Below are 18,780 nucleotides of genomic sequence, written 5' to 3'. Positions count from 1 at the left end.
CCCGTGCAGCCGCTCCCAGCGGCGCGCAGGCACGGTCGCCCGGCCTTCGTCAGAAGCGGATAACCGACGCGCCCCACGTAAAGCCGCCGCCCACGCCTTCGATCAGCACGTTGTGGCCGCGCTGGATGCGTCCGTCGCGAACCGCGACGTCGAGCGCGAGCGGAATCGACGCGGCCGACGTATTGCCATGTTCGTGCACGGTAACGATCATCCGCTCCTGCGGCAGGCCAAGCTTGCGGCACGTGCTCTGCATGATGCGGATATTGGCCTGATGCGGAATCAGCCAGTCGATCTGCTCGGGCTTGAGATCGGCCTTCTGCAGCGCTTCGATAGCGACTTTTTCGAGCACGTTGACGGCTAGCTTGAACACCGCCTGGCCATCCATGTGCAGGAACGCGCTGCCTTGCACGATGCCGCCGTGCACGTTGCCCGGCGTGCAGAGAATGTCCGAGTGGCTGCCATCCGCATGCAGCGCGCTTGCCAGCACTCCCGGCTCGTCCGATGCCTGCAGCACGACGGCACCCGCGCCATCGCCGAACAGCACGCACGTGGTGCGGTCGTTGAAATCGAGGATGCGCGAGAACGTTTCAGCACCGACCACCAGCGCAGTACGATGTTGCCCGCTTCGAATGAAGCTGTCAGCCGTCGCAACGGCATAGGCAAAACCTGAGCACACTGCCTGCACATCGAACGCCGCGCCGTTGTTCTTGATGCCGAGCTTCTTCTGCAGCAAACAGGCCGTGCTCGGGAACACGAAGTCCGGCGTCGACGTGGCGACGATGATGAGATCGATCGATTGCGGATCGACGTCAGCGGCTTCGATCGCGCGTTGCGATGCGATCAGGGACAGCTCGCTCGTCGTGACATCGGGATCGGCGAAATGGCGCGCATGGATGCCCGTGCGGGCCACGATCCATTCGTCGCTCGTCTCGATGCCCTGCTTCGCGAGACGGTCAGCCAGATCCTGATTGGAAACGCAATTGGGCGGCAGATAGCTGCCCGTGCCCAGCACGCGGGAGTAGATAGTGGATTGAGCCATTATGCCTTCGAGGATAGTGCGCTGTAGGGCTCGGCCGGCTGGCCAGAAATCGGACCCGCGATCGGGCTCGCAATCTGGCTCGCGGAACCCGCGCCGCCCGCTTCGCGCGTCGCCTGTTCGAGTGAACCCGCGTTCTCCTCCATCGCGCGGGCAAGACGTTCCAGAACGCCATTTTTGACGGCATCATACCCGCGTTTGATTGCCCACTCAAACGCGTAGGCGTCGGCCGAACCGTGGCTCTTGATCACGAGTCCGCGCAGGCCGAGGAGCGCCGCGCCGTTGTACTGCCGATGGTCGACGCGCTTCTTGAAACGCAGCAGTACCGGCAGCGCGAGCAGGGCCATCACCTTGGTCATCCACGAACGGCCGAATTCTTCCTTGATGATGTCCGAGAGCATCTGCGCGAGGCCTTCCGACGTCTTCAGCGCAACGTTACCGACGAAGCCATCGCAGACGATCACGTCGACGGTGCCTTTGTAGATATCGTTGCCTTCCACGTTGCCGCGGAAGTTGAGCGTGCTGGTGCGCAGAAGCTCTCCTGCGCGCTTGATGGTGTCGTTGCCCTTGATGACCTCTTCGCCGATATTCAGGAGCCCGATGCTCGGACGCTCCTTGCCTTCCACCGCCGACACCAGCGCATGGCCCATCTCGGCGAACTGCAGCAGATGCTGCGGCTCGCAGTCGACGTTCGCGCCGAGGTCGAGCATGGTCGTGTAGCCGGTGGGATTGGGCAGCGCAAACGCAATCGCCGGACGTTCGATGCCCGGGAGCGTTTTAAGAACATAGCGGGAAACGGCCATCAGCGCGCCGGTATTGCCGGCGGAGATACAGGCCTGCGCCTCGTCTTCCTTGACGCGATTGAGTGCAACGCGCATCGACGAGTCTTTCTTCTTACGAAGCGCGACTTCAACCGGATCGTCCATTGCGACGATCTCGGATGCGGGTACGACCGTGAGTGCCGGATCGTCTGCCGCCTTCAGTTTTTTGAGCTGCGCTCGAATCGCGCTTTCGATGCCGACGAGCATCAGATGCGCATCGGGATGCGAGCGAACGAAGTTGACGGCAGCGGGAACGGTCACGGACGGCCCGTGGTCGCCTCCCATGCAATCTATCGTGAGCTTTACAGTCATGGAATGCGACGAATTTCAGGCACAAAAAAGCGGCAGTTGAATGCCGCCTTTTCGATGAACCGGGAAAATGTCAAGCGAGTCGATCGCCACGCGAAACGCCAACGCGTTGAAGCCCGGATGGGAAATCCCAAATGAGCCCAACTGCGCGCAATGCCGGGCGATTAGTCGTTCTTCGTCTTGACGACTTTCTTGCCGCGGTAGTAGCCGTTCGGGCTGACGTGGTGACGCAGATGCACTTCACCCGTGCTCGGCTCAACAGCCAGCGGCGCGGCGTTGAGGAAATCGTGCGAGCGATGCATACCGCGCTTCGACGGCGACTTTTTGTTTTGTTGAACTGCCATGATAACTCCTGAAAATTTTCCGAATTCTAACACAGCCCGATACGGCAACCGCCATAGACCGCGTGGCTGAAACCATCGCGTCCGACGCGCCCTATCGCGCTCCCATGCAACTGTTCAGTGCTTCTTGCCGCCGGACCCGCCCGACTTCAGGCCTTCGAGCACCGCGAAAGGATTTGGCCGCTTGGGTTCTTCGCCCTCGCCGGTTTCGCCCTTGGCGGTATCTTCGCCTTCCACCTTCACGGCATCTTCGCCTTCCAGCCCGCTAGCGCCCGAGGCGAGGCTCTCGTGCACTTCGGGACAGACGTCGTGCTTCGGCACGAGCGGCAACGAAAGCAGCAATTCCTCTTCGATCAAGTCGACAAGATCGAACTGGCGTGACCCAACGATCACATCGACTTCATCCTCGTCCAGAGGAAACTCTTCAGCTTCCTCTTCGGTTTTGACGATCCGGTAAGTCGCATCGACGTTGAACGCCTGCTCGTACGGAGACAGGCAACGCTGACATTCGAGCCATGCGGCGCCGTGAATCGCGAGCCTCATATACGGCTGCGAACCCTCGGTGCCGTCGCCCTGCAATTCCGGCTGCATCGCCCCTTCGGCTTGCCAGGTGAACGCGGTATCGCGGTCTGGCGCTTCCTCCGGGACTTCGTTTAACATGCGCGGCAGTTGCGAGACGCGCACGGTACCTGCGGCCTGACGTCCACTTCGGGCAAATTCGAACAAATCGAGTTCGCGCGGGTCGACGAGACCAGCAGGTTTGCCAGGATGTTGAGTCATGTGCGCTCCTGCGTCGGCAAGGGTTTCAGCCGGGTGAATCGCCATGCCTTGTTGTCTGCCGCCACACCGACATTTGAGTCCGCGTAGCGCGCCATACGGCAAAGCATACCGATGAAAAGCCCAAAATCATATCCGTTTTGTCTTTTCGAGTCAAACACTTAAGACCGCCCATGCGAAGGCGCTCGCGCCCGCCTTCTTGCAGTCGGTTTTGCCTTCAGATTGAGGTTCCATTTCAGCATGCCGGATTTCCCCAAACGCCCGCCCCGCCTGATTCTGGCGTCGAGTTCGCCGTATCGCCGCGAGTTGCTCGAGCGCCTGCGCCTTCCGTTCGATGTCGTCGTGCCTGCCATCGACGAAACGCCGCATGCAGGCGAAGCGCCGGAAGCGACGGCGCTGCGCCTCGCGCAAGCCAAGGCGCACGCGGTCGCTAACGCACTCGCCGCCGGCGAGCCGGCGCTCATCATCGGCTCCGACCAGGTCGCGACCTATGACGGACACCAGATCGGCAAACCCGGCTCGCATGAGAAAGCGCTGGCGCAACTGCAAGCCATGCGAGGCCGCGAAGTGCTGTTTCATAGCGCGCTCTGCCTGTTCGACAGCCGCTCGGGCACCGCACAAGCCGCCGACGTGATTACCCGCGTACGCTTTCGTGACCTGCCGGATGCCGCGCTCGACGCATATTTGTGCGCCGAAACGCCCTACGATTGCGCCGGCAGCGCGAAAGCCGAAGGACTCGGCATTGCGCTCCTCGAAGCCATCGAATCCGACGATCCGACCGCGCTGATAGGCCTGCCGCTGATCGCGCTCACGCGGATGCTGCTCGCCGCGGGCTATCCGCTGCTGGAGGCGCAATGAGCGGCGTGCTCTATCTGATTCCGAACACGCTCGGCGACGGCGACGCCGCCGCGCTGGATGCCGTCCTTCCCGCGCCCGTTCGGGCCCGCGCCGCCGCTCTGCACTACTACATAGGCGAAAACGCGAAAACGACGCGCGCATTCCTGAAAAAAATCGGGACGGAGCGGCCAATCCAGGAAATCGAGATCCGCGAACTGAATGTGAATACGCCGGCCGGGGAGATCGACAAGCTTCTTGCGCCCGTTTTGGCGGGAACGGACGCCGGATTGGTGTCCGAAGCGGGTTGCCCGGCCGTCGCCGATCCGGGCGCGCTGCTCGTACGGCGCGCGCACGAGCGCGGCGTCAAGGTCGTGCCGTTCGTGGGGCCGAGTTCCATCCTGCTAGCGTTGATGGCGTCGGGACTAAACGGCCAGAGCTTTGCGTTTCACGGCTATCTGCCCGTCGACGCCAACGAGCGCGTGAAGCGCCTGCGAGACCTGGAGCAGCAGTCGCGCAAAGCGAAGCAAACGCAGATTTTCATCGAAACGCCTTATCGGAATCGCGCGCTGCTCGATTCGCTGATCGCAACCTGCGCGCCGTCGACGCTCATCTGCGTCGCCGTCGATCTGACACTGCAAAGCGAAACGATCATGAGCCGCACAGTCGCGGACTGGAAGAAGAAGCCCGCGCCTGATCTGCATAAGCGCCCAGCGATCTTTCTGATTCTGGCGGTCTGACTTAGGAAAATGGCGGCCAGATTCCTGGCCGCCGCATTGCAGACGCGCTATCGAAGATTCAACTTTCCGATGGTCGCCATCGCGCGCACGGCGCCGCTGCCGACCGCCGCGCCGAACTTGCGCGCCACGCGATCCGTAATGCTTTCCTTCACCGTGTAATCGACTACGTCTGGCGCCTTGATGATTTCTCGCGCGACGAAATCGGTGTCGCCGAAGCCGTCCGCGAGGCCCAGTTCGACGCTTTTTTCGCCCGTCCAGAAGAGGCCGGAGAAGATATCTGGGCTGTCTTTCAGCCGGTTGCCGCGACCCTGCTTCACTGCGTCGATGAACTGCGCGTGGATCTGATCGAGCATCGCTTGCGCATGTTCGTCCATCTTCGGCGTATCGGGAGAGAACGGATCGAAAAAGCCCTTGTTCTCGCCGGATGTGCGCATCCTGCGCTGAATGCCCAGCTTGTCCATCAGCCCCGTAAAACCGAAGCCGTCCATCAGTACGCCGATCGAGCCGACGATGCTCGCCTTGTCGACATAGATCTTGTCGGCGGCGGCCGCAGCATAGTAGCCGCCCGACGCACACATGTCGCCGACGACTACATACAGCGGGACAGACGGATATTTGGCGCGCAACCGACGAATATCGCGGTAGATAATGCCCGCTTGCACAGGACTGCCGCCCGGACTGTTGCAACGAAGGACGACGCCGGCAGTGCCGGCGTCATCGAAGGCGCTTTCCAGCGCCGTATCGATATCTTCTGCGTTCGCGTTCGTATCTGCGGCGATCTCGCCATCAAGCGTGATGAGCGCTGTATGCCGACCGCTAGTCGCGACCTTCTCGCCGCTGAAATCGAAGATCGCCAATCCGATGAGCACCAGCACGCCGAGGAACATGAACCTGAAGAAGATGCGCCAGCGGCGGGCCGCGCGCTGCTCCTTGATTGCGGCGAGCGCAACCCGCTCGAGCGCGCCGCGCTCCCAGTTCAGCTGGTCGGCGGCCGCGCCGCGACGGGATTCGCGGCCTGGAGCAGCCGATTCCTGGGGATCGGGAGTGAGATTGTCGGACATGCGTCGCCGCCAGATAGAACGGGTTTGGGAATGAAGCCTGGAAATCAGGATGCGGGAAGCAGATCGCCGTCCGGGAGCCAGAACACGGCGCGGCCTTCGGGCGTGTCGCGTTCGTCGACCTGCACCGGGCGAAGCCTGCCGCCGCGGCATGGACCGCCGACGCATTTGCCCGTATCCGGCGCGTAAATCGCGCCATGCGTAGCGCACATCAAGTATAAACCGGACGATTCGAAGAACTGCCCCTCGCTCCAGTCCAACTCCATCGGCACGTGTGCGCAGCGGTTTAGATAGCCATACGCGACACCGTCATAGCGAATGAAGAAGACGACGGCGTCACCATCCGCGCAGGTCGCGTTGCGGCGAATACCCGTGCCGCCGTCGACGAGTTCCTCTGATGCGCATATGCGCACGGGCTTCAGCACGGCGTCCGTCATGCATGCTCCCGCAGCCAGCCTGACAGCGAAGCGACGCTGTCCGCGACGTATTTCGGTTCGAGCGCCGCCAGCGAATCGGCGGGATGTGCGCCGTATGTGACACCAATGCCCGAAACGCCCGCATTGATGGCCATCTGCAGATCGTGCGTAGTATCGCCGATCATCACCGTGCGCACGGGATCCTGCCCCAGTTCACGCGTCAACTCGTGCAGCATCGCGGGATGGGGCTTCGAGAACGTCTCATCGGCGCAGCGCGTGCCGTCGAACAGGCTCGTGAGTCGGACCTGATCCAGCGCACGATTGAGCCCGACGCGGCTTTTGCCCGTCGCGATCGCGAGCAGATAGCCCTGACCGCGCAGATCGGCCAGCATTTCGCGCACACCGGTGAACAGTTCCGTCGTCTGATCCTTCACCAGATAGTGCAAACGGTAGCGCTCGGCGAGGCGCGGATAGTCGGACGGATCGAGCGTCGGCGCCGCGATCTGCAGCGCGTCGCGCAAGCCGAGGCCGATCACGAAGCTCGCGGCTTCGTCGGTGGGTACGGGCAGACCGAGGTCGCGGCACGCGGCCTGGATGCTGCGGGTGATGTGGACGGTCGAATCCATCAATGTGCCGTCCCAATCGAAGACGATCAGATCAAATTGCTGCCTGGCCATGCGTTCCCGTCTCGTTTTGTGGTTGTCCGCGCTGCGCGTCGTCCTGCGCTTTGCCCTGTTGCGCGCCCATTTCAGCAAGCTGCTCGATGAAGCGCCGGCAGTCGGCCGGCAAGGGCGCATCGAACTGCAGCGTGTCGCCGGAGGCCGGGTGCGTCAGCTTCAGCCGGTACGCGTGCAGGAACATGCGCTTCAGTCCGGGCTGCGCGTTGGCGCGCGCGAGCGCCTTGTTCAGCGCGAAATCGCCGTATTTGGCGTCGCCGACGATCGGCAGCCCCAGATGCGCCAGATGCACACGAATCTGATGCGTCCGCCCCGTTTTCAGCTCCGCCTCCAGCAACGCATAGCCGGGCCAACGGTCGACGAGGTTGAAAATAGTGTGCGATGGCAAGCCGTCCGGCTGCACGCGCACGCGCCGCTCGCCATCGGGCAGCAGATATTTGTGCAGCGGCTCCTTCACCGCGCGCCGACGCCCCCAGTCGCTCGCCCATTCGCCGTGCACGCACGCGTAGTAGCGCTTGTCCATCCGGTTTTCGCGGATCTGCTCGTGCAGATTGACGAGCGCCGCGCGCTTTTTCGCCAGCATCAGCACGCCCGACGTCTCGCGATCCAGCCGATGCACCAGTTCCAGAAACTTCGCCTGCGGGCGCGCGGCGCGCAACTGCTCGATCACGCCGAATGCGACGCCGCTCCCGCCGTGCACAGCGACGCCCGCCGGCTTGTCGATGACGAGCAGATGGTCGTCCTCATACAGAATGTCGAAATGCGCGGACGGCACAGGCGCGTTCACGGCCGGCTCGTCGGCGCGCGCGACGCGAACGGGCGGCACGCGCACCAGATCTCCATGAGCGAGCCGGTATTGCGCATCCACCCGGCCCTTGTTTACGCGCACTTCGCCGCTTCGCAGAATCCGATAAATATGGCTTTTCGGCACGCCTTTACAGACGCGCAACAAGAAGTTGTCGATACGCTGGCCAGCCGCACTGTCGTCGATTTCGATCATCGACACCTGATCGCTTGCGACCGCGTTCGCGACCGATTTCTGGGATGTTTTGCCTAACTCTTTCATTCTGAATATAATTTGGCCAGCAGTCTGCGGCGGCCGACTATATAAGATCGGCGCATTAAACCGAATCGCGGGTGGATTGTGCAGGTGCAAGCTATAAAGCGCTATTTTACTTGTGCCGGGGGCTGGTTGCTCGCCCTGAAAATGAGATGCAACAAGTTGCACGCACGGATCACGACACGGCAGGGACGGCGCCCACAGGCACGTTCGGTCACTGTCGGCTCCGTCGGTAACGGAATTTTGGTCAAAAAGAATTTGACTGGCGAGCTTCGGCAGCGGACGGCTTGAATGTCCCCTTGGCGCGAAGCGGCCAGTGGCGAAAATACGGCGTGCGCCCGAGGCGTCCCGCAGAAAGTGCGGGACATGGCGACGTCAAAATGAGGCGAGACACCCCGAGCGGGCGCAGCGCGCGTTGTGAGCGAGCTTCCCCGCTGCGGCAAGACCGCAGCCTTCGAACCGGTTGTCCGGACGCGCGCCCAGCTGGCGCGCCGGCGCACGTGGACGAAGGCGTATGCAAGTCGGCTGCCAGGACCCGCGGCGTGTCGGGCCATTATTTGAAGCCGTGTTCGCATGTGCCCTGCGGCAGCGCGTCCAGTTTCCGTCGGACGGCGCCCTTTCAAGGCAATTCTCCCGCCATCTTTCCCGCTCCAGCGTGCTTGTGAAAACACAATAAGGCGCGGCATGCCGCTGCCCTTGCCGTCGGCTGGCCGGATTCGATCCCGCGCGCCGTCGGCTCGGACACGCAGAGCCGCTCTGGAGCCGTTCAATGAAACGCATGTTGTTCAATGCGACGCAGCAGGAAGAACTGCGCGTCGCCATCGTCGATGGGCAAAAACTCATCGACATCGACATCGAAACTGCCGGGCGCGAACAGCGCAAAGGCAATATCTACAAGGGGATCGTGACGCGCATCGAGCCGTCGCTCGAAGCCTGCTTCGTCAACTACGGTGAAGACCGCCACGGTTTTCTCCCGTTCAAGGAAGTCGCCCGCCAGTATTTCCGCGACGGCATCGACATGCGCTCGGCGCGCATTCAGGACGCCCTCAAGGAAGGCCAGGAACTGATCGTTCAGGTTGAGAAAGAAGAACGCGGCAACAAGGGCGCTGCCCTCACTACGTTCATCTCGCTCGCCGGCCGCTACCTCGTGCTGATGCCGAACAATCCGCGCGGCGGCGGCGTGTCGCGCCGGATCGAAGGCGACGACCGCCAGGAACTGCGCGAAACGATGGCTCAGCTGCAACTGCCGGAAGGCATGAGCATCATCGCGCGCACGGCGGGCATCGGCCGCAGCGCCGAAGAGCTGCAGTGGGACCTTAACTACCTGATGCAGCTGTGGCGCGCGATCGAAGCCGCGTCGCAGAGCGGCACGCAAGGTCAGCCCATGCTGATCTATCTCGAATCGAGCCTCGTCATCCGCGCGATTCGCGACTACTTCCAGCCGGATATCGGCGAAATTCTCATCGACACCACGGAAATCCACGACCAGGCGCGCGCCTTCATGGACATCGTGATGCCGGACAATGTCAACAAGGTGAAGCGGTACCACGACGACGTGCCGCTTTTCTCGCGTTTCCAGATCGAGCATCAGATCGAGACAGCGTACTCGCGCACGGTGCCGCTGCCGTCGGGCGGCGCGATCGTGATCGACCACACGGAAGCGCTGGTCGCAATCGACGTGAACTCGGCGCGCGCCACCAAGGGCGCCGACATCGAGGAAACGGCCACGCGCACGAACCTCGAAGCCGCCGACGAAGTCGCTCGCCAGCTGCGTCTGCGCGATCTGGGCGGCCTGATCGTGATCGACTTCATCGACATGGAGTCGGCCAAGAGCCAGCGCGAAGTCGAGCAGCGTCTGAAGGACGCGCTCAAGCACGACCGCGCGCGCGTCCAGATGGGCAAGATCTCGCGCTTCGGCCTGATGGAACTGTCGCGCCAGCGTCTGCGCCCGGCGCTGTCGGAAGGCAGCCACGTGACCTGCCCGCGCTGCAACGGCACGGGCCACATCCGCGATACCGAATCGTCCGCGCTGCAAGTGCTGCGGATCATTCAGGAAGAAGCGATGAAGGAAAACACCGCGGCGATCCACTGCCAGGTGCCCGTCGAAGTCACGGCCTTCCTGCTCAACGAAAAGCGCTCGGAGATCAACAAGATCGAGTCGCGCTTCAAGGTCAACGTCGTGCTGGTGCCGAACAAGCACCTCGACACGCCGCATTACAAGCTCGAGCGTCTGCGTCATGACGATGCACGCCTCGACGATCCGCGCGCCTCGTGGAAGATGGCCGAAGAAGCTGCGCGCGAACTGGAATCGGAAACGGGCTACAGCAAGCGCGCCGAGGATGTGAAGCCGAAGCAGGAAGCGGCGGTCAAGGGCATCACGCCGGAGAAGCCGGCGCCGAGCGCCCCCGTCCGCACGCCGGCTCCCGCAGCCCCTGCCCCGGCCGAGATGAAGCCCGCGACGGGCGGCTTCATCGGCTGGCTGAAGGGTCTGTTCGGCATGCAGCCGGCCGCCCCTGCGCCGGCTCCCGCACCCGTCGAGAAGACGGCGAAGCCGGCGCGCGCCGAACGTACCGAGCGCGGTGAGCGCACGGGCGAGCGCGGCGGCGACCGCAACCGCAACCGTCGCGGTGGCGCAGGCGGCCGCGACTCAGCACGTGGCGAAGGCGCGGCAACGCAAGGCCGTCAGGGCCAGCCGTCGCAGCGTCGCGAGGAACGCGAGCCGCGCGAAGCACGTGAACCGCGTGGCGGCCGCGAGCAGCGCGAAGGCCGCGAAGCACGCGAGACGCGTCCGGAGCGCGTCGAACGCGGTCAGGAGCGCGCAGAACGCGCAGAAGCAGCCGAAAACGCGGCGCGTGGCGAGCGCCAGGACCGTGGGGAGCGCCGCGAACGTGGCGAGCGCCCGGAACGCGGAGAGCGCCGCAAGCCGCAGCAGGAAGCCGCTGAAGCGCTGAACCAGAACGAATCCCAGGCCGACGTCGCCGCGCAGGCACAAGCCAGCCTGACGGGCGGCGCCGCCCCCGCCGAGGAAGCGCGTGATGGCGAAGAGCGTCGCCGTCGCCGCCGCGGTCGCCGCGGTGGCCGTCGCGAGCGCGAAGAGGAAGGCGTGAACGTGAACACGGCGGCAGATGTTGCCGAGGCGGAAGGCGAAGCGGCAGCAGCCGCTTCGGCGGAAGCGCCAGTTCGCACGCCGGAGCACACAGGCCGTCACGAAGCGCAGCCTCAAGCAACGGCTCCCGCCGCGCAGGAACCGGCAGAGACCGTGAAACCGGTCGAAGTCGTCGTGGCAGCCGTCGCGACGGGTGCAGCCGTGGTCAGCGAGCTGCATGCGTCGGCCGAAACGCCGTCGCTCGCCGTCGAAAAGGCCGCGAAGGCAGAAGCCGTCGTGCCCGCCGATGAAGCCCCCGCCGCCGCTGCGCCGCAGGCGGAAGCGGAAGTGCAAGCAGCCGGGTCCGCCGAGCCCCAGGCCATCGAGCCGCACGAAGCTGCGCCCGTAGCCCCTATCGAGCCCACTGTCGAAACCCCGGCGCCGGTTGAAACGGCCCCGGCAGTCCCGTCCGCTGAGGCATCCACGCCTGCAGCAGCCACGCCTGCAGCAGCCGAGCCCGTCGCAGCCGAGCCGGTGGCAGCAACGCCTGCTGCTCCCGTCGTGCCGGCTACGGAAACGGAGCCGGTCGTCGAAGCACCCGTTGCAGCTCAGCCGGAAGCCGAACCGGTCGCCGAGCCCGTCGCGCACGCGGCCCAACCCGAGGCACAGCCAGCAGAAGCCGCACCTGTGACGACGGCCGCCGAATCGCACGGCGCCCGCACGAACGGAACCGCATCGGCTGGCCTATCGGGCGAAGGGTTGAAGTCGATGCTGGAAAGCGCCGGCCTCGTCTGGGTCAACACCGACTCCGACAAGCTGCGCGCCGCCCAGGAAGCCGCCGCGCAAGCCGTCAAGCCGACGCGCGTGCCGCGCGAGCGCAAGGCGCTGCCCCCCGCCGACACAACGCCGATGCAGCAGGTCGAAACGGTGAAGCATTCGCAGTAAGCGATCGCTAACCCCATCTGCGCGGCAACGCCAGGCACCCGAAAAGCCCGCCTCCAAGGCGGGCTTTTTCTTGCCCGTCGCGCCGCCACCGCGCGTTTCGCCCTACTGTGACCGATAGGGCCTTCCGCTAGAATGAAGACTGATATTTCAGAAACGTCATCATGTCCCGACGCATCATTCCCGTTGCCGATGTCAGTGCCGTTCCGAACGTTGCCGGCCCCGCTCGCGTGCCGCGCGGCGAATTGACAGACACGCTGTCGCGCCCGCTGCGCGATCTGCGCATCTCGGTGACGGACCGCTGCAACTTCCGGTGCGTCTACTGCATGCCGCGCGCAGTGTTCAACAAGGACTACCCGTTCCTGCCGCACAGCGCGCTGCTGACGTTCGAGGAAATCGAGCGCATCGCGGCGATTTTCGTCGCGCATGGCGTCGAAAAAATCCGCCTGACGGGTGGCGAGCCGCTGCTGCGCAAGAACCTGGAATTTCTGATCGAGCGCCTCGCCCGCATGACGACGGCGGCAGGCAAACCGCTCGATCTCACGCTGACCACCAACGGTTCGCTGCTCGCGCGCAAGGCGCGCAGCCTGAAGGACGCCGGCCTGAATCGTGTGACCGTCAGCCTCGACGCGCTCGACGATGCGTTATTTCGCCGCATGAACGATGCCGATTTCGCGGTACGCGACGTGCTCGAAGGCATCGACGTCGCGCAATCGGTCGGGCTGACGCCGCTGAAGATCAACATGGTCGTCAAGCGCGGCACGAACGACGGCGAGATCGTGCCGATGGCCCGGCACTTCAAAGGCTCGGGCGCCGTGCTGCGCTTCATCGAATACATGGACGTCGGCACGTCGAATGGCTGGAACATGACGGAAGTGCTGCCGTCGGCGGAAGTCGTCGCGCGGATCAGCGAGCACTTCCCGCTGATGCCGCTCGAACCGCATAGCGCGGCCGAAACGGCGCAACGCTGGGGCTACTCGGACGGCACAGGCGAAATCGGCGTGATCTCGAGCGTGACGCGCGCGTTCTGCGGCACGTGCACGCGCGCGCGGCTCTCGACGGAAGGCAAGGTGTATCTGTGCCTGTTCGCGTCGTCGGGACACGACCTGCGCGCACTCGTGCGCAACGGCACGAGCGACGAAGGCATCGCGACCGCCATCGCCAATGTCTGGCACGCGCGCGGCGACCGCTACTCGCAACTGCGCGGCAGCGCGAGTGCGGCATCGATGGCGTCGGCGGAAGAACGGCGCGTCGAGATGTCGTACATCGGCGGCTGAGTCCGCGCACTTTCATGACGGTTTCCAGGGACGACATTACGGGCCTGCTGCTCGCGGGCGGACGCGGCATGCGCATGGGCGGCGCCGACAAGGGCTTGCAGACGCTGCACGGTGAGCCGCTCGCGCTGCATGTGCTGAGGCGTCTCGCACCGCAGACGGGGCCGCTGCTGATCAGCGCGAACCGCCACATGCCGCGCTACGAGGCGCTCGGCGCGCCCTTTCATGCGAAGGTCATCGGCGACACGCTGCCCGATTTTCCCGGCCCGCTTGCCGGCCTGCTCGCGGGTCTGCGCGCGGCGCGCACAGCGTTCGTGTTGTCGGCGCCATGCGATACGCCGGGTTTGCCCGACGATCTCGCCGAACGTCTCGCGTCCGCGCTCGACACGCAACACGCCGACATCGCCACCGTCGCGACCACGGACACCCAGGGCGACACGTCGATCCATCCCGTGTTCGCGCTGCTGCGCACGTCGCTCGCCGACGATCTCGAAGGCTTTCTGCAAGCGGGCGAGCGCAAGGTCCGCACGTGGTACGCGCGCCACAAGGCCCTCGAAGTCGCCTTTCCGGACGAGCGCACGTTTTACAATATCAATTCATTGCAGGAACTTGCCGACCTCGAACGACGTTGAGGGTTTCTGCCGTCATTTGCCGCGATCGCCCGGCCGCCGCACCGCATCCCGTCGCGACGCTCCCCTTTCATGACCACGCTGAACGAAACCTCGAGTTGCGTCGCACAGTACGACGCTCAAGCCTTGCCGGTGTCCGCCGCACAGGCGATCGTCCGCGAATGGGCCACGCCCGTCACCACGATTGAACGGGTCCCGCTGCACGAAGCACTGAACCGCGTGCTCGCTCAGGACATCGTGTCGCCCATCGACGTGCCCGCGCACGACAACTCCGCGATGGACGGCTACGCGTTCTCCAGCACGGCGCTCAGCGGCGAGGCGAGCGAGATTGCATTGAGCGTCGCGGGCAAGGCGCTGGCAGGTCATCCGTTCACTGGCGACATCGCCGCCACGCAATGCGTGCGCGTGATGACAGGCGCGACGATGCCTCCCGGCTGCGACACCGTCGTGCCGCAAGAGAATGTCGCGCGTGACGACGACACGATCCGTTTCTCCACCCAGTCATTGAAAGCAGGCGTGAACCGCCGTCTCGCAGGCGAAGACCTGGCACGCGGCGCAGTCGCGCTGAAGGCGGGCCGCATCGTGCGCGCATCGGACCTCGGGTTGCTGGCATCGCTCGGCATTGGGGAGGTGCCCGTGCGGCGACGCCTGCGCGTCGCGTTCTTTTCGACGGGCGACGAGTTGCGCTCGATCGGCCAGCCGCTCGATGCCGGCTGCGTCTACGACAGCAACCGCTACACGCTGTTCGCGATGCTTAAGCGGCTGCATCTCGATGCCATCGATCTCGGCGTGATCCGCGACGAGCCCGCCGCCCTCGAACACGCGTTGCGCACCGCTGCGGCGAGTGCCGATGTCGTGATAACCTCCGGCGGCGTTTCGGTCGGTGAAGCCGATCTGACCAGGCAGATGCTGCGCATGCTCGGCGACGTCGCGTTCTGGAGTCTCGCGATGCGCCCCGGCCGGCCGCTCGCGTTCGGTCGCATCTGGTCGGGCGGCAAGCCCGGCGCCGGCGATCCGGCCATCTTCTTCGGCTTGCCCGGCAACCCCGTCGCGGTGATGGCGACGTTCTACCAGATCGTGCGCGAAGTGCTGCTGCTGATGTCTGGCGCGAACGTGGCCGCGCCTGCGCTGATACGCGCGGCGTGCCGCAAGCCGATCCGCAAGCGGCCGGGCCGCACCGAGTTCCAGCGCGGCGTCGCCGAACGCGACGCGCAAGGAGACTGGCACGTCACGCCGACGGGCTCGCAAGGCTCCGGCGTACTCAGTTCGATGAGCGAAGCAAACTGCTTCATCGTGCTCGCCCACGAACAGGCCGACCTCGATCCGGGCGACGCCGTCGACATCATGTTGTTCGACGGCCTCATCTGAACGGGCAAGGCCGGCATGCTTTTCACGCAATCCAATACGACTACGGGTTTGACTTATATGAAAAAACAGATCTCGTTCATTGCACCGGGGCAAACCGCAAAGGCACTGATCCTCGTGTACCTGACGTTCAGCGTGCCGATCGTTCTGCTCGGCGTGCTGGTCGCGTTCATCCGTTATGGGTCGGTGGAACTGAGCACGGTGTTCAGTGCGCTGCTGCTCAACGCGATTCTGGGCTTCATCCTGCTGTGGATTGCGTGCCACGCATATAACTGGGTGGCATCGCGTTTCGGCGGCATCGAAATCCATCTGAGCGACGTGCCGGAGGAAGCGTGATGTCAGCGACGATCCGCGCAGCCATGCCCGCAGACGTCGGCGCAATGCTCGCGCTGATGCGCGAGCTGGCCGAGTTCGAAAAGCTCACGCATCTGTTCATCGCGACCGAGGAAGGCGTGCACGACGCGCTGTTCGGCGCGCGCCCGTCGGCGGAAGCGCTCGTCGCCGAACGTGCCGGAAAGATCATCGGCTACGCGCTCTTCTTCCACAACTACTCGACGTTCCTCGGACGCCGCGGGCTGTATCTCGAAGACCTGTACGTGCAGCCCGCCGAGCGCGGCACAGGACTCGGCTCGAAGATGCTGCGTCATCTGGCGGCATTGGCCGTCGAGCGGCAATGCGGCCGTTTCGAATGGTCGGTGCTGGACTGGAATCAGCCCGCCATCGACTTCTATCAGAAGATGGGCGCGACCGTGTTGCCGGACTGGCGCATCGTACGCGTGACGGGCGATGCGCTCGAACAACTGGCATCGAGCGCGGGCTGATCTGCTGTATTCATAGCCGTGAATCAGAAATCGCTGCTGAGAAAGCGGGCGAGGCGTAGCCGATCCAGCGATGCCTCGCCCGCTTTCTCTCCGGTCCCTACCCCTGCGTCAAGACTCGTCGGCATCTGCACCGGATAGCGAGTCCCCGAGCAATCCCGCCGCCCGCTCTTCGGGCAGCGCCTCGACATCGCGTAGCTTGCGGTTCATCTGACGCGTGCGCACTTCCGCGGCCTCGATCGAACGCGTGACCGTTTCGAGTTGCGACTTGGTCTTCGCGAGCACGTCGCCGAATTTTCCGAACTCGGTCTTCACGGCGCCCAGCACCTGCCACACTTCGCTCGAACGCTTCTCGATCGCGAGCGTGCGGAAACCCATCTGCAAGCTGTTCAGCAGCGCCGTCAGGGTGGTCGGCCCGGCGATCGTCACGCGATAGTCGCGCTGCAACAGATCGCTGAGCCCTGGACGACGCAGAATTTCCGCGTAGAGCCCTTCCGTCGGCAGGAATAGCAGCGCGAAGTCGGTCGTATGCGGCGGCGACACGTACTTCTCCGAAATCGTCTTCGCTTCTGCGCGAATGCGCCCTTCCAGCGCGCGCGATGCTTCTTCGACCGCGACGGGATCGGCGCGCTCCTGCGCGTCGATCAGACGCTCATAGTCCTCACGCGGAAATTTCGCATCGATAGGCAGCCACACTGGCGTGGCAGCCGCTTCTGGTGACGGTTGCCGCCCCGGAAGCTTTATCGCGAACTCGACGCGATCGTTGCTCTTCGGAATCGTCGCGATGTTCTTTGCGTATTGGTCGGACGTCAGGATCTGTTCGAGCAACGCCTCGAGTTGCACTTCGCCCCACGTGCCACGCGTCTTTACGTTCGTCAGAACCTTCTTCAGATCGCCCACGCCCGCCGCCAGCGTCTGCATTTCACCGAGACCGCGATGCACCTGTTCAAGACGATCGGACACGAGCTTGAACGATTCGCCGAGCCGCTGCTCGAGCGTCGCATGCAGCTTTTCGTCGACGGTGCGGCGCATTTCTTCGAGCTTCGTCGCGTTGTTCGTCTCGATGTCCTTCAGACGCTGCTCAATGCTCGTGCGCACCTCCGCAAAGCGCCGGTCGTTCGCTTCCGTGACCTGCGCGAGTTGAAGCTGCAACGTTTCGCCGAAGCGCCTCAACGTCATGCCCTGTTCGTCGCGCGCCTGCTGTGCCTGCTGCTGCAGGCTCTGGCGCACTGCGTCAAGCTGTTGCGCGTTGGTCTCGGTGAGCTTGACGAGCTGCTGCGCGAAGCCGTCGATCTTGCCGGCCTGCACCGTCGTCATGCTCGTGAACTGCGACGCGAGCGTTTGCTGAAACTGCGAAAAGCCGCCGTTCAGTTCGGTGCGCGACACGCGCGCGGTTTCGGAAATCTCGCTGCGCAGCTCGCGTTCGAGCCGCTCGGTCGAGCGCGCCTGCACGGCCGAAGCCGCCTCCAGGCGCTCGCCGAGTTCGGCGAAATGCATCAGCTGATGCGCGCCATTGCTGCCGCGCATCAGCATCACCAGCGCGATCACCAGCGCGACGGCCAGAACGGCGACAGCCGCGATCAACACCATCGTCATGAGCGCGCCTTCCCGATCGCGTCAGGGTTGATCGGATTCGGCGGACGCCCCGCGCGCGGACCAACGCCTAGTGCCGCGATCAGATTGTCGGCGGCGAGGTTGGCCATCGCGCGGCGCGTCGCTTCCGTCGCGCTCGCGATGTGCGGCGTCAGCACGACGTTCGGCACCGTCAGCAACGCCGGATTGACCTTCGGCTCGCCCTCGAACACGTCGAGTCCGGCAGCGGCGATCCGCTTCTCGCGCAGCGCGACGGCGAGCGCCGCGTCATCGACGATGCCACCGCGCGCGATATTCGTGAGCGTCGCGGTCGGCTTCATCAGCGCGAGTTCGGCAGCGCCGATCGTGTGATGGCTTTGCGCCGTGTACGGCAGCACGAGCACGACGTGATCGGCGCGCCGCAGCAGTTCTTCCTTCGATACGTATTGCGCGTTCAGTTCGGCCTCGATCTCGGGCGCGACACGCGAGCGGTTGTGATAGATCACGTTCATGCTGAAGCCGCGCGCGCGACGAGCAAGCGCCTGCCCGATGCGCCCCATGCCGATCACGCCGAGCGTCGAGCCATAGATGTCCGAGCCGAGAAAGCCGTCGTACGACCACTTCTCCCACTTGCCCGCGCGCAGCCAGTGCTCGGATTCCGCGATACGGCGCGCGGTCGCCATCATCAGCGCCCAGCCGAAATCGGCCGTCGATTCGTTGAGCACGTCGGGCGTGTTCGTGCCGAGCACGTTCGCCGCGTTGAACGCCGCCATGTCGAAGTTGTTGTAGCCGACGGCCATGTTCGACACCACGCGCAGTTTCGGCGCCGCGGCGAGCACGGACGTGTCGATGATGTCGCCCGCCGTCAGCGCGCCGTCCTTGTCGGCGATCCGGCGCTTCAGTTCGTCGGCGGGCAGCACGTCGCCGTCGTTCCAGTCGACTTCGAAATGCTGCTTGAGCCGCTCGATCACATCCGGAAAGATGGGACGCGCAACCAGAACCTTTTGCATTGCCATTCTCCGAGTA

Annotated in this window: 18 protein-coding genes; 8 read left to right on the top strand and 10 right to left on the bottom strand. The window is 64.3% G+C overall.

The features are described from left to right. Window positions 1-49 precede the first annotated feature (49 nt). The 4 genes from AABE10_RS08685 to AABE10_RS08670 form a co-directional block, all read right to left on the bottom strand. Complete coding sequence (locus AABE10_RS08685) at window positions 50-1,039, bottom strand: beta-ketoacyl-ACP synthase III (RefSeq protein WP_342932852.1); 990 nt, start codon at window positions 1,037-1,039, stop codon at window positions 50-52. Further along, entirely contained in the window at window positions 1,039-2,169 is a 1,131-nt protein-coding gene (plsX, locus tag AABE10_RS08680) for a phosphate acyltransferase PlsX (RefSeq protein ID WP_342932851.1), read from the bottom strand. The genes AABE10_RS08685 and plsX overlap by 1 nt, the downstream gene beginning before the upstream one ends. 161 nt (window positions 2,170-2,330) lie before the next feature. After that, entirely contained in the window at window positions 2,331-2,510 is a 180-nt protein-coding gene (gene rpmF, locus AABE10_RS08675) for a 50S ribosomal protein L32 (protein WP_007741736.1), read from the bottom strand. A gap of 114 nt (window positions 2,511-2,624) precedes the next feature. Further along, window positions 2,625-3,287 (bottom strand): DUF177 domain-containing protein, encoded by a 663-nt coding sequence (locus AABE10_RS08670; RefSeq protein ID WP_342933090.1) that lies wholly within the window; start codon window positions 3,285-3,287, stop codon window positions 2,625-2,627. A gap of 237 nt (window positions 3,288-3,524) precedes the next feature. On the opposite strand from AABE10_RS08670, the gene AABE10_RS08665 reads away from it, so the two are divergent. Both AABE10_RS08665 and AABE10_RS08660 read left to right on the top strand, forming a co-directional pair. Beyond that, on the top strand, window positions 3,525-4,142 hold the full coding sequence (locus AABE10_RS08665) for a Maf-like protein (protein ID WP_342932850.1): 618 nt from the start codon (window positions 3,525-3,527) through the stop codon (window positions 4,140-4,142). Continuing rightward, on the top strand, window positions 4,139-4,858 hold the full coding sequence (locus tag AABE10_RS08660) for an SAM-dependent methyltransferase (RefSeq protein ID WP_342932849.1): 720 nt from the start codon (window positions 4,139-4,141) through the stop codon (window positions 4,856-4,858). Before AABE10_RS08665 ends, AABE10_RS08660 begins: the two co-directional genes overlap by 4 nt. A 47-nt stretch (window positions 4,859-4,905) precedes the next feature. Here AABE10_RS08660 and AABE10_RS08655 read toward each other — a convergent pair whose 3' ends face one another. The 4 genes from AABE10_RS08655 to AABE10_RS08640 are packed head-to-tail and all read right to left on the bottom strand — an operon-like array spanning window position 4,906 to window position 8,075. After that, window positions 4,906-5,919: a S49 family peptidase gene (locus AABE10_RS08655; protein ID WP_342932848.1), complete on the bottom strand. Its 1,014-nt coding sequence runs from the start codon at window positions 5,917-5,919 to the stop codon at window positions 4,906-4,908. Between the two features lie 44 nt (window positions 5,920-5,963). Further along, window positions 5,964-6,353 (bottom strand): Rieske (2Fe-2S) protein, encoded by a 390-nt coding sequence (locus AABE10_RS08650; protein ID WP_342932847.1) that lies wholly within the window; start codon window positions 6,351-6,353, stop codon window positions 5,964-5,966. After that, window positions 6,350-7,009 carry an HAD-IA family hydrolase gene (locus AABE10_RS08645; RefSeq protein ID WP_342932846.1) on the bottom strand — a complete coding sequence of 220 codons (660 nt, stop codon included), beginning with the start codon at window positions 7,007-7,009 and terminating at the stop codon, window positions 6,350-6,352. The genes AABE10_RS08650 and AABE10_RS08645 overlap by 4 nt, the downstream gene beginning before the upstream one ends. Continuing rightward, the gene (locus tag AABE10_RS08640) at window positions 6,990-8,075 is read right to left on the bottom strand and encodes an RluA family pseudouridine synthase (protein ID WP_342932845.1); all 1,086 of its coding nucleotides are present in this window, start codon (window positions 8,073-8,075) and stop codon (window positions 6,990-6,992) included. Before AABE10_RS08640 ends, AABE10_RS08645 begins: the two co-directional genes overlap by 20 nt. Before the next feature lie 763 nt (window positions 8,076-8,838). On the opposite strand from AABE10_RS08640, the gene AABE10_RS08635 reads away from it, so the two are divergent. The 6 genes from AABE10_RS08635 to AABE10_RS08610 all read left to right on the top strand — a co-directional run bounded on the left by AABE10_RS08635 (window position 8,839) and on the right by AABE10_RS08610 (window position 16,185). Then, window positions 8,839-12,099 (top strand): Rne/Rng family ribonuclease, encoded by a 3,261-nt coding sequence (locus tag AABE10_RS08635; RefSeq protein ID WP_342932844.1) that lies wholly within the window; start codon window positions 8,839-8,841, stop codon window positions 12,097-12,099. Between the two features lie 161 nt (window positions 12,100-12,260). Next, the gene (gene moaA, locus AABE10_RS08630; RefSeq protein ID WP_342932843.1) at window positions 12,261-13,373 is read left to right on the top strand and encodes a GTP 3',8-cyclase MoaA; all 1,113 of its coding nucleotides are present in this window, start codon (window positions 12,261-12,263) and stop codon (window positions 13,371-13,373) included. A gap of 14 nt (window positions 13,374-13,387) precedes the next feature. Beyond that, window positions 13,388-14,002: a molybdenum cofactor guanylyltransferase MobA gene (gene mobA / locus AABE10_RS08625; RefSeq protein ID WP_342932842.1), complete on the top strand. Its 615-nt coding sequence runs from the start codon at window positions 13,388-13,390 to the stop codon at window positions 14,000-14,002. Window positions 14,003-14,071: 69 nt separating this feature from the next. Further along, window positions 14,072-15,367 (top strand): molybdopterin molybdotransferase MoeA, encoded by a 1,296-nt coding sequence (moeA, locus tag AABE10_RS08620; RefSeq protein WP_342932841.1) that lies wholly within the window; start codon window positions 14,072-14,074, stop codon window positions 15,365-15,367. A 57-nt stretch (window positions 15,368-15,424) separates the two neighbouring features. Then, window positions 15,425-15,700 (top strand): hypothetical protein, encoded by a 276-nt coding sequence (locus AABE10_RS08615; RefSeq protein ID WP_017774653.1) that lies wholly within the window; start codon window positions 15,425-15,427, stop codon window positions 15,698-15,700. Further along, a complete protein-coding gene (locus AABE10_RS08610) occupies window positions 15,700-16,185 on the top strand; it encodes a GNAT family N-acetyltransferase (protein WP_342932840.1) in 486 nt (161 codons plus the stop codon). Before AABE10_RS08615 ends, AABE10_RS08610 begins: the two co-directional genes overlap by 1 nt. A 108-nt stretch (window positions 16,186-16,293) precedes the next feature. Here the strand turns inward: AABE10_RS08610 and AABE10_RS08605 are convergent, their stop codons facing one another. Beyond that, complete coding sequence (locus AABE10_RS08605) at window positions 16,294-17,778, bottom strand: DNA recombination protein RmuC (RefSeq protein ID WP_342932839.1); 1,485 nt, start codon at window positions 17,776-17,778, stop codon at window positions 16,294-16,296. Next, complete coding sequence (locus AABE10_RS08600) at window positions 17,775-18,764, bottom strand: D-glycerate dehydrogenase (protein WP_342932838.1); 990 nt, start codon at window positions 18,762-18,764, stop codon at window positions 17,775-17,777. The genes AABE10_RS08605 and AABE10_RS08600 overlap by 4 nt, the downstream gene beginning before the upstream one ends. Window positions 18,765-18,780: the final 16 nt, after the last annotated feature.

It is taken from the genome of Paraburkholderia diazotrophica, assembly GCF_038900755.1.
Taxonomy (GTDB): Bacteria; Pseudomonadota; Gammaproteobacteria; order Burkholderiales; family Burkholderiaceae; genus Paraburkholderia; species Paraburkholderia diazotrophica_A.
The sequence above is the reverse complement of the archived record's forward strand: the minus strand, read 5'-3'. Positions and strand labels throughout refer to the sequence as shown.